Here is an 8701-nt window from a genome sequence, read left to right as displayed (position 1 = left end):
ACATATACCAACGACTAAAATACAAAACGATGCCATTCAGAAAGAGAAAAAAACTTTGTAGTACACAGTAACGCAAACCCCAAAGCGCAACTCGCTGAACCAGCAAAGAAAACCAAATCAAGCCGTCAAAGTTGGGTTAACATTTGTTTGTGTGTGCCTGTTTCTTGCCTATGCGACGGCTAATTTTGCAGTGTTGAACGTTAAAAACACTGTTATCATGATTAAGAACAAATTATTTTACATGGAATGTCATCTGGCAGGACGCCAGTATCATGACTGCAATGAAGTCTTTGGCAAACTCGAAGTGGGCAATCGCGTGAAGTTGGTGCGTGAACTTGACAACCGTTACGATCCCGACGCAGTTGCGGTGGTGTATGAAAACGTGCTGGAAGCCAACGAAGTGGAGGAAGTTTTGCTGGGCTACATTCCTAGTGCGCACAACACCGACCTTGCTGCATTCCTGGAGATGGGATGGGACAAGATATTTGACTGCCGCATCAGCCGCATTAACCCGGAGGCTCACTACGAGCAGCAGATTCACCTCACGGTCAAGATAAAGCGTAATATCGCTGCCGATTGAACGCTTACTTTGACGTGATGATATAGCCGCCTAGTTTGGACGGGTGCACGCTGCACATGCGCAATCCATACTTGCTTGTGTAGGCGCGCCCGCTCACGGGGCCTCCGCTGCCGGTGAGCACGTTGTAGCGCGACTTGCACTGCGGGCACACGGCCTCGAGGGTGGAAGCGTCGATGCTTACCTTCACGCTTGCCTGTCGCTCGACGGGGCATGAAGCGTCAAACGCGATGGGTGCGTAACTGCCTGTTGATGCATCAAGTCCCATGATGAGCAGCACGCCGCCATAGCCGGTGTAGGTGTTGGCGTTGTAGGCAAAGTTGGCGGGGAGGTGCTGCGCGCGGTCGAAGATGCGGTGCTCTCCCACGCCGCTCACGCCATAGGTGGCCCACAGCGCATGTGAACCCAAGTCGATGTTCACCACATAGTTAGGCACTTCCTTGTTGTTGATGCGTTGGCAACCGCTTGCCACGGCTAGCAGCATCACGAGTAATGTTGCGATAGTTTGTTTCATAACTATTTAACGCAGTAGCGTGTGCTTTTATTTTGGTCATTGTCAAATTTTGATGTATCTTTGTAAGTCCAAACTACAATTCAGACTAGAAACATGGAACCATTGTTTAGTATAATCACCGTTACTTGGAATGCAGGCCAGGTCATAGGGCCTACGCTTCAAAGCGTGCAGGACCAGACGTTTACCGACTATGAATATATCGTGATGGACGGTGCATCGACCGACGACACTCTAGACCGCGTGCGTGCAGCGGGCATCTCGTCCACACGCCTGTTCAGTGAGCGCGACAAGGGACTGTATGATGCCATGAACAAGGCGATAGACTGCGCCAGAGGACGGTATCTGATATTCCTCAATGCCGGCGACTCGTTTGCTTCGAGCGATTCGCTTGGCCGCCTGGCACGAGCGAGCGAGGATGCCCCGGGCGTGATATACGGACAGACACAGCTGGTCGATGCCTCTCGCAAGGTGGTAGGAGCACGCCATTTGAGGGCCCCCAAGCATCTCACTGCCGACAGCTTCAAGCGTGGCATGCTGGTGTGCCACCAGGCGTTTGTTGCCAGGAGAGACATTGTGACTCATTACGACTTGAAATACAAGTATAGCGCCGACTATGACTGGTGCATCAAGGTGTTAATGAAATCACAGCACAATGCCTACGTGGGCAAGGAACCTATCATCAGTTTTCTCACCGACGGGCTCACCGACAAGCACCACAAGGCTTCGCTAAAAGAGCGTTTCAACATCATGTGCCATTACTATGGCACAATGCCCACGGTGTGGCGGCACGTCACTTTCGTGCCACGCTATGCGCTGAACAAACTTCGCCGCAAATTTGGCAAATAATACTTAAAAATTGTTCAAAGGGCGGTGGTGGGTTGGTTTTATTGGTAGATTTTTACTACTTTTGTGGTCCAAAACAGAATTGTTGCAACGATTAATAGAATTATGGACCAAAAACAAACTATTGCAGAGAAAGGTTATTGTGTAATAGATCTTACGCCCGAGCGCCATGTGGTGGGGCGAATCATATCGGCAAAATACACTATAGTTGCCTTGATAACCTCGGGTAGCGTTGAGTATGAGATGAACATGGAAACCGTGCGCGCGAGTGCTGGCATGCGCATCGTCTTCCCTCATGTGTCAATGCTTAACACTTTGAGCATGAGTGACGATTTCAAGGCTATGGTCTTGGTAATTAATGATAGTTTTGCATTTGAATCAATAGTTGGCATAGGCACCGAGAAAATACGCACTGTGTTCTCGCGCTCTAACCGTGTGGTAGATGTCAAGCAAGACTGGGACATGCTGCTCAACCTCATGGAAGGCCTTAATCAATACCAGTCTTTTCCCGGCAACAAGTATTCGCAGCAGTTGAGCGGAGCATTGTTTCGCAACATGATGATTTTGCTGTGCGACACTGAATGTACTGATGCTAATGGCCGTGCTCGGTTTGTTTACTCTGTGACCGACAACTACTTCCGCGATTTCGTGAATTTGCTCAACGACAACGTGCGCACTGAACACGAGGTGGCTTTTTATGCCGACAAACTCAACATCACAGCCAAGTATCTGGGGGAGATATGCAAGCAGAAGTCGGGTCGCAAGGCCAAGGAGATTATCTCGTCGGTGCTTCTGTCGCAACTCAAGCGTGAAATCATGATGAGCGGCAAGTCGATGAAAGTCATTGCCTTTGATTTCGGTTTCTCCGATCAGTCGAGTCTGGGAAAGTTCTTCCGCAAGATGACAGGCCTATCTCCTATTGTGTTCAGGAAACAATGTGCGGGACTGAAATAAACCCTCTGCCGTCCCCGTTCTCATTACAAATCTAACATAACTAAAACTAACGTAACATTGAATAATTCGATATTTCTATACATAATATTGGGGTTGCTGGCAGCGTTGGCCACTGTTGTCAACAACTTGTTCTCACCGGCAATGCCGTCGCTGGTAGATTATTTCCAGGTGTCCGAACCTATGGTTCAAGGCGGATTTGCCGCCGGCATGCTGGGGTTGTCGCTAGGCACGCTCATGTGGGGCGCGTTGAGCGATGCCATGGGACGTCGTCGCCCGTTGCTTGTGTCAATGGGGCTATTTGTGGTCTCAACTGCCTGTATTCTGCCGGTAACATCGTTGAATCTGTTCATGGCATTGCGCTTTGTGCAAGGGTTCACGGCGGCCGGTGGCATCGCGATATCTCGTTCAGTGGCCACCGACTCATTTGCCGAACGCAGTCTGCTGAAGGCAATGGCTGTGATCAATGTGGTTAATGGCATCATGCCCATTGTCACCCCTATGGTGGGCGGTGCCATGGTGAGTATTGCTGGCTGGCGAGGTGTGTTTGCAGTGATGCTCGGCGTGGGCATCGTGCTTGCCGTGGGGTGCTTCATGCTCAAGGAGTCGTTGCCTGCCACCAAGCGCAGTAATCACGGTTTTACCGATGTTTTTCGTCGATTTGTCGCTGTTTTCAAGAACCGCAAGTTTATATGCATGGTCTTGCAGCAGGCCACAGCCGAGGTGTTGCTCTTCGGCAACCTGGCATCGTCGGCGTTCATCGCACTTCGATATGGTATGGGCGAATATATTGGCGTCACGCTTGCGATAAATGGCATTTTCATAGGCGTGGGTGCTGCACTGGCAGCGGCATTGCCTAGTGCTAGGGCAGGTGTGCGAGTGAGTTGCGTGGGCATGCTAGTGTTCACCGCCATTGTGGCTGCTACGCTGTTGTTTGACTTGGGCTTTGTTTATTACGAGGTGGCGGTGTGTCTCATGCTCACATTCATGGGCATCACACTCACATCATCCACCACCATTGCACTCGACAGCGCCCGCTACCAGGCGGGCACGGCATCGTCGCTCTCGGTGGCGGCGGGTTTCCTGGTGGGTGGAGTCGTTTCTCCTGTAATGGGCATGGGTAACATCTTGTATAGCACGGCAATAACATTTGTAGCCGGAGCGCTGCTGTCGTCGGTGTTTGCGATATTGGCGTTTTGTGGCAAAGAAAAAAAGTAAACATAGTACGAGATAACAAAAGAATGATGAAAAAGACGGCAATCATAGCAGTAGTATTATTCCTGCTCACGTCGTGCGGTGATGGTATTCCGCAGGCGGGCAAGGACTTCGCGAACCGTTATTACCCCGACATGGAAATCCTCTTGTGCGACACAAGTGACGATGACGGCGGGTGTGAGATTCGCTTGACGGGCGACGTGGAGATTGAACTCGATGCCCAGGGACAGTGGGAATCGGTTGAGGATCCGGGCGGTGTGCCTGCCGAGATAGTGCCTGCCGCAATCAAGAAGTACGTTGCCGATAATTACATGGGGCGCACTATCGTCAAGATTGAGCATGAAACTTATGGCTACAAGGTGGAATTGTATGGTAAAACCAAGATGAAATTTGACAAGCAGGGCAATTTCCTGGGTCTGGAATACAAGATAATCGAAATATAAATAAGCAATGAAACTAAAAATTTTTCTTATGGGAATAATATCGATGCTAGGTTCCCTCACAGGGTGCAAAGCGACGGAACAATCGGGAGAATTCCGCAGTGTTCCTGTCGATGAGTTCGAAAAAGTGATAAGCGATCCCGCAGTGGTGCGTCTTGACGTGCGCACTGCCGGAGAATATGCCGAGGGACACTTGGCCGAGGCTCCTTGCATAGACGTGCTAAACAACGATTTTGAGGAGCGCGCTCGTGAGGTGCTGCCGCAAGGCAAGACAATCGCCCTGTATTGCCGCAGCGGTAACCGTAGCAAGAAGGCAGCTCAAATACTTGCCGCTGCTGGCTATGATGTGGTGGAACTTGAAAGCGGGTACAATGGCTGGACAGCAGCTGGAAAACCTGTAACTCGCGAGGAAACCGATGTTTTTCTCTCGCCCAGTGGCACCATGGTGAAGATGTGTTGCATCAAGCACGGAAGCCTCCGCATCCAGTTTGGCGACAAGTGGGTGTATGTTGATCCCGTGGGCAAGGCAATTCCTCCTGTGACCGATTATAGCTTGTTGCCCAAGGCCGATGTTATCCTTGTCACTCACGAGCACCACGATCACCTCGACAAAGATGCTATCGCGGCAATCTCAAAGCAGGGCACCATTCTCATCACCAATCCCCGCAGCAGCGAGTTGCTGGGAGGTGTGGGCCAGGTGCTGAAAAATGCCGATGAAACCGAGGTTTTAGGCCTTTCAGTAAAAGCAGTTCCCGCCTACAACAACTCGGTGGACAAGCAGCAGTTCCATCCCAAAGGACGTGACAATGGATATATTCTGGATTTTGAGGGATTTCGCGTTTACATTGCCGGCGACACCGAAGATATAGAGGAGATGAACACAATCAAAGATGTGGATGTTGCGTTCCTTCCCTGCAATCTACCTTTCACGATGAATGTGAACCAGCTTGACCACGCAGCCCGCATGGTTAACCCCAAGGTTTTGTTCCCTTACCACTACGGAACTACCGATATAATCCAAGCAGTGGAATTGCTGAAAAATACCGATATTGACGTAAGAATAAGACAGTATCAATGACGTTTAAAGAATTGACTTTGCAGCGTGCCTCGGTGCGCAGTTTCACTACCCGTCAGGTAGAGGACGAAAAAATAGACTATATGCTCGAATGCGCTCGCATGGCGCCTTCGGCGGTTAATTTCCAACCATGGCATTTCTATGTCGTGCAAGGTGCTGATGCGCGTGCTGCTGTTCAGCGGAGTTATGACCGCGAGTGGTTCAAGGGTGCGCCGCTTTACATCGTGTGCTCGGTGCGTCATGACGAAGAGTGGGTGCGTCAGCTCGATGGCAAGCCTCATGGCAACATCGATATTGCCATCGCTGCCCAGCATCTGTGCCTTGCTGCTGCCGACTGCGGCCTGGGGTCGTGCTGGGTGTGCAACTTTGATGCCCCTATGCTCCACGATGCGTTGAGCATGGCGCAAAACGAAGAACCCGCCGTCATTGTGGCTGTGGGTTATCCTGATGGCGAAATCGCAGGGAAAAAACGCAAAGATATTAACAATATTGTTACTCGCTTATGATACAGCAGGTTGAATTTAGACTGAATGCCCGGCCGCGAGGGTTTCATCTTGTCACCAGTGAGATAATTGCAGCGTTGCCCCGTCCGTTGCCCAAATATGGTATTCTCAACCTCTTTGTCAAGCACACCAGCTGCGGGCTCTCGATAAACGAAAACGCTGACCCCGATGTGCGAACTGACATGAACGAGATATTCAACCGACTGGTGCGCGAGGGAGAACCCTACTATGACCATACCTTTGAGGGACTCGATGACATGCCCGCGCATGCCAAGAGCACCCTGTGCGGCGTGAGTCTCACTATCCCCATTTCGCAAGGCCGGTTAAACCTTGGCACCTGGCAAGGAGTCTATTTGTGTGAGTTCCGTGACCACGGCGGTCCCCGTCGAGTGGTGGCGACAATAATAGGTGAATAATCTAAACTAAACTTATATTATCTATGAAAAAAACAATTCTCTCCCTATTAGTTGCAATGCTTAACATCAGCGCTATGGCTGGTGTGGGCATTTTGCGTCCAAACGAAACGGGGGTTAATGTTGCCAAGCTTGAAGACGGCACTTATCCCGTTGCATTCGATCCTGCTACAGTGAAGACTACCGCAAAGGGGTATTATATCACCTTCGAAGTGTTCACTGTCGATGTTTATGACGGCAAACTGCTGGCTGAAATCGAGCCGGGTGATAACATTATCACAGGTGATGGCGTAATCGACGTGAAATCGGTCAAAGTAGAAGACGGACACTACACCATCAATGAGAATGAAGAGGGGTGTCTCTACCTGGAACCCCAGGTTGCCGACACTTATGTGGTGTGTGGTGATGACGATTACCCCACCTATACAAGCCAGGGCACAACGACTCTGTTTGTTCCCGTTTCGGCAAAGATGAGGGACGACGGTATCGACGGTGACCCCATGAAGTCGAAGAATGTACTGGGTCAGAACATAGGCAACTACCTCAAGACCAGTTGGAGCCATGAGTTCTGCGTGTTGAACACAACAATTACTGTTAAAAACGGCAAGGTGGTGAAGATTCACCGCTCTTACATGCCCTGATAAATCATGGGAAATGCAATAGATATTGCGCTAGGGATTGTTGTCAAGGCCCATGCTGGCCAGACCGACCGCGACGGGGCACCCGTTATCCTGCATCCGCTCACGGTGGGGCTCATGGGACACACCGACGAGGAGCGCATGGCAGGGTTCCTGCATGACGTGGTAGAAGACACCTGCTACACTCACGACGACCTGCTCGCGGCAGGCATTCCCGTGGGAGTGGTTAATGCCTTGCGCCTGCTCACTCATGTCGAGGGCGAAGATTATTACGAATACGTGCAACGCATCATCGACTCTGGCAATCCCATCGCCTTGCAGGTGAAATACAATGACTTGCGTCACAACTACACCCGAGGCAAGGCCTATCCAGACCTGCAAGCCAAGCACGGGCCTGCGCTTGAAATGGTCAAGGCAGCAGTGGAGAAATGTTCTCGCATCGACCTGTACAAGGAGCAAGCCGGCGTGGCGACAGCGGTGTTTGCCGGTGGTTGCTACTGGGGCGTGCAACACGAAATGGAGAAGATAGAAGGTGTCACTCGCACCCTTGTGGGCTACACTGGCGGAGAGGAGCAATTCCCGTCCTACGCCCAGGTGCGCGACCATGCCACCGGCCACGTGGAGGCTGTGCTCATTGAGTATGATCCCCAGCGGGTAAGTTACACCGACTTGTGCAAGGTGTTCTTTGAAATCCACGATCCGGCACAGACCGACGGGGTGGGAGAGGACATAGGTCCGCAGTACCGCAGCTGCATCTTTGCTGCCGACGACCAGCAACACCGCGAGGCACAGGCAGTTATTGATTTGCTTCGCAGCAAGGGGCATGTGGTTAACACCTTGCTTCTCGACCGTGCTCCGTTCTGGATAGGCGAGGAGTACCAACAGCGTTACTACGAAAAAACCGGTGGAGCTCCCTATTGCCATTTCCGCATCAAAAAATTTTAAGGAGGCTTATTTACCTAAACAATTATGGAAGCAAAGAAAAAGGTATTATACGTTTATGGTTACGGCGGCTCGCCCATGAGCAGCACCGTGGGAAAACTAAAGCAGTTCTTGCCCTGTGATAAATATGAGGTGATGTGTTTCGACTATCCGCAACGCGATTGTGCGGCAGCCCTAGCGTTCCTTGAAGAAAAAATCAAAGAACATAACATTGAAGTGGTCATGGGGTCGTCTCTCGGGGCTTTCCTCGCGTTGTGCCTCAATGTGGATAGCAAGAAAATTATCGTCAATCCCTGCCTTGTGCCCACTGTCGAACTTGCCAAACTGAAGCCCCTGCCTGGCAAACCTGTGCCCACTCCAGAGCTAATCGCCAGCTACGGGCCGTTTGAATCACGCGTGTTCGACCACTTGCCAGCAGGCAGCCACTGCTTCATGGCCGAGCACGACGAACTGCTGGGCAACACCTACCGTCCATGCATGGAAGCGCATCTGCCCACTTCCACTATCCCAGGCACGCATCGTCTCTCATCTGATGCCATGCCGTTGATAGTAAAGTGTATAGCAGGCGATTTGCAATAATCTGGTTACAC

12 protein-coding genes are annotated in these 8701 nt (G+C 51.1%); 11 read left to right on the top strand and 1 reads right to left on the bottom strand.

Annotation, left to right across the window (positions count from 1 at the left end; genetic code table 11):
- The first annotated feature begins 217 nt into the window (after positions 1-217).
- Positions 218-580: an HIRAN domain-containing protein gene (locus tag ACKI3C_RS09980; RefSeq protein WP_407404590.1), complete on the top strand. Its 363-nt coding sequence runs from the start codon at positions 218-220 to the stop codon at positions 578-580.
- Positions 581-584: 4 nt separating this feature from the next.
- Here ACKI3C_RS09980 and ACKI3C_RS09975 read toward each other — a convergent pair whose 3' ends face one another.
- Positions 585-1091, bottom strand: coding sequence for a hypothetical protein (locus ACKI3C_RS09975; RefSeq protein WP_407404588.1), 507 nt, complete (start codon positions 1089-1091; stop codon positions 585-587).
- 93 nt (positions 1092-1184) lie between these two features.
- Between ACKI3C_RS09975 and ACKI3C_RS09970 the strand changes: the two genes are divergently transcribed.
- The 10 genes from ACKI3C_RS09970 to ACKI3C_RS09925 all read left to right on the top strand — a co-directional run bounded on the left by ACKI3C_RS09970 (position 1185) and on the right by ACKI3C_RS09925 (position 8690).
- The gene (locus ACKI3C_RS09970) at positions 1185-1937 is read left to right on the top strand and encodes a glycosyltransferase family 2 protein (protein ID WP_407404586.1); all 753 of its coding nucleotides are present in this window, start codon (positions 1185-1187) and stop codon (positions 1935-1937) included.
- A gap of 102 nt (positions 1938-2039) precedes the next feature.
- Positions 2040-2888 (top strand): helix-turn-helix domain-containing protein, encoded by an 849-nt coding sequence (locus tag ACKI3C_RS09965; RefSeq protein WP_407404584.1) that lies wholly within the window; start codon positions 2040-2042, stop codon positions 2886-2888.
- A 57-nt stretch (positions 2889-2945) separates the two neighbouring features.
- Positions 2946-4103 carry an MFS transporter gene (locus tag ACKI3C_RS09960; protein ID WP_407404582.1) on the top strand — a complete coding sequence of 386 codons (1158 nt, stop codon included), beginning with the start codon at positions 2946-2948 and terminating at the stop codon, positions 4101-4103.
- A 23-nt stretch (positions 4104-4126) separates the two neighbouring features.
- On the top strand, positions 4127-4543 hold the full coding sequence (locus ACKI3C_RS09955) for a PepSY-like domain-containing protein (RefSeq protein ID WP_407404580.1): 417 nt from the start codon (positions 4127-4129) through the stop codon (positions 4541-4543).
- 28 nt (positions 4544-4571) lie between these two features.
- Entirely contained in the window at positions 4572-5618 is a 1047-nt protein-coding gene (locus tag ACKI3C_RS09950; RefSeq protein WP_407404578.1) for an MBL fold metallo-hydrolase, read from the top strand.
- Entirely contained in the window at positions 5615-6121 is a 507-nt protein-coding gene (locus ACKI3C_RS09945) for a nitroreductase family protein (protein ID WP_407404576.1), read from the top strand. The genes ACKI3C_RS09950 and ACKI3C_RS09945 overlap by 4 nt, the downstream gene beginning before the upstream one ends.
- Positions 6118-6534, top strand: coding sequence for a secondary thiamine-phosphate synthase enzyme YjbQ (locus tag ACKI3C_RS09940; protein WP_407404574.1), 417 nt, complete (start codon positions 6118-6120; stop codon positions 6532-6534). The genes ACKI3C_RS09945 and ACKI3C_RS09940 overlap by 4 nt, the downstream gene beginning before the upstream one ends.
- A gap of 23 nt (positions 6535-6557) precedes the next feature.
- Positions 6558-7172, top strand: a complete 615-nt coding sequence (locus ACKI3C_RS09935) for a hypothetical protein (protein ID WP_407404572.1) — start codon at positions 6558-6560, stop codon at positions 7170-7172.
- A 6-nt stretch (positions 7173-7178) separates the two neighbouring features.
- Entirely contained in the window at positions 7179-8114 is a 936-nt protein-coding gene (gene msrA, locus ACKI3C_RS09930) for a peptide-methionine (S)-S-oxide reductase MsrA (RefSeq protein ID WP_407404570.1), read from the top strand.
- 24 nt (positions 8115-8138) lie between these two features.
- Positions 8139-8690, top strand: a complete 552-nt coding sequence (locus tag ACKI3C_RS09925; RefSeq protein WP_407404568.1) for a YqiA/YcfP family alpha/beta fold hydrolase — start codon at positions 8139-8141, stop codon at positions 8688-8690.
- The last annotated feature ends 11 nt before the right edge of the window (positions 8691-8701 follow it).

This window comes from Sodaliphilus sp. (assembly GCF_045598405.1).
GTDB lineage: Bacteria > Bacteroidota > Bacteroidia > Bacteroidales > Muribaculaceae > Sodaliphilus > Sodaliphilus limicaballi.
This window is presented reverse-complemented; position numbering and strand designations above follow the sequence as displayed.

Bases quoted from the DNA above. Each gene is read 5' to 3' on its own strand.
- ACKI3C_RS09975 (WP_407404588.1), bottom strand. From the start codon at position 1,091: ATGAAACAAACTATCGCAACATTACTCGTGATGCTGCTAGCCGTGGCA.
- ACKI3C_RS09925 (WP_407404568.1), top strand. From the start codon at position 8,139: ATGGAAGCAAAGAAAAAGGTATTATACGTTTATGGTTACGGCGGCTCG.
- ACKI3C_RS09945 (WP_407404576.1), top strand. From the start codon at position 5,615: ATGACGTTTAAAGAATTGACTTTGCAGCGTGCCTCGGTGCGCAGTTTC.
- ACKI3C_RS09965 (WP_407404584.1), top strand. From the start codon at position 2,040: ATGGACCAAAAACAAACTATTGCAGAGAAAGGTTATTGTGTAATAGAT.
- ACKI3C_RS09935 (WP_407404572.1), top strand. From the start codon at position 6,558: ATGAAAAAAACAATTCTCTCCCTATTAGTTGCAATGCTTAACATCAGC.
- ACKI3C_RS09950 (WP_407404578.1), top strand. From the start codon at position 4,572: ATGGGAATAATATCGATGCTAGGTTCCCTCACAGGGTGCAAAGCGACG.
- ACKI3C_RS09955 (WP_407404580.1), top strand. From the start codon at position 4,127: ATGATGAAAAAGACGGCAATCATAGCAGTAGTATTATTCCTGCTCACG.
- msrA (WP_407404570.1), top strand. From the start codon at position 7,179: ATGGGAAATGCAATAGATATTGCGCTAGGGATTGTTGTCAAGGCCCAT.
- ACKI3C_RS09940 (WP_407404574.1), top strand. From the start codon at position 6,118: ATGATACAGCAGGTTGAATTTAGACTGAATGCCCGGCCGCGAGGGTTT.
- ACKI3C_RS09980 (WP_407404590.1), top strand. From the start codon at position 218: ATGATTAAGAACAAATTATTTTACATGGAATGTCATCTGGCAGGACGC.
- ACKI3C_RS09970 (WP_407404586.1), top strand. From the start codon at position 1,185: ATGGAACCATTGTTTAGTATAATCACCGTTACTTGGAATGCAGGCCAG.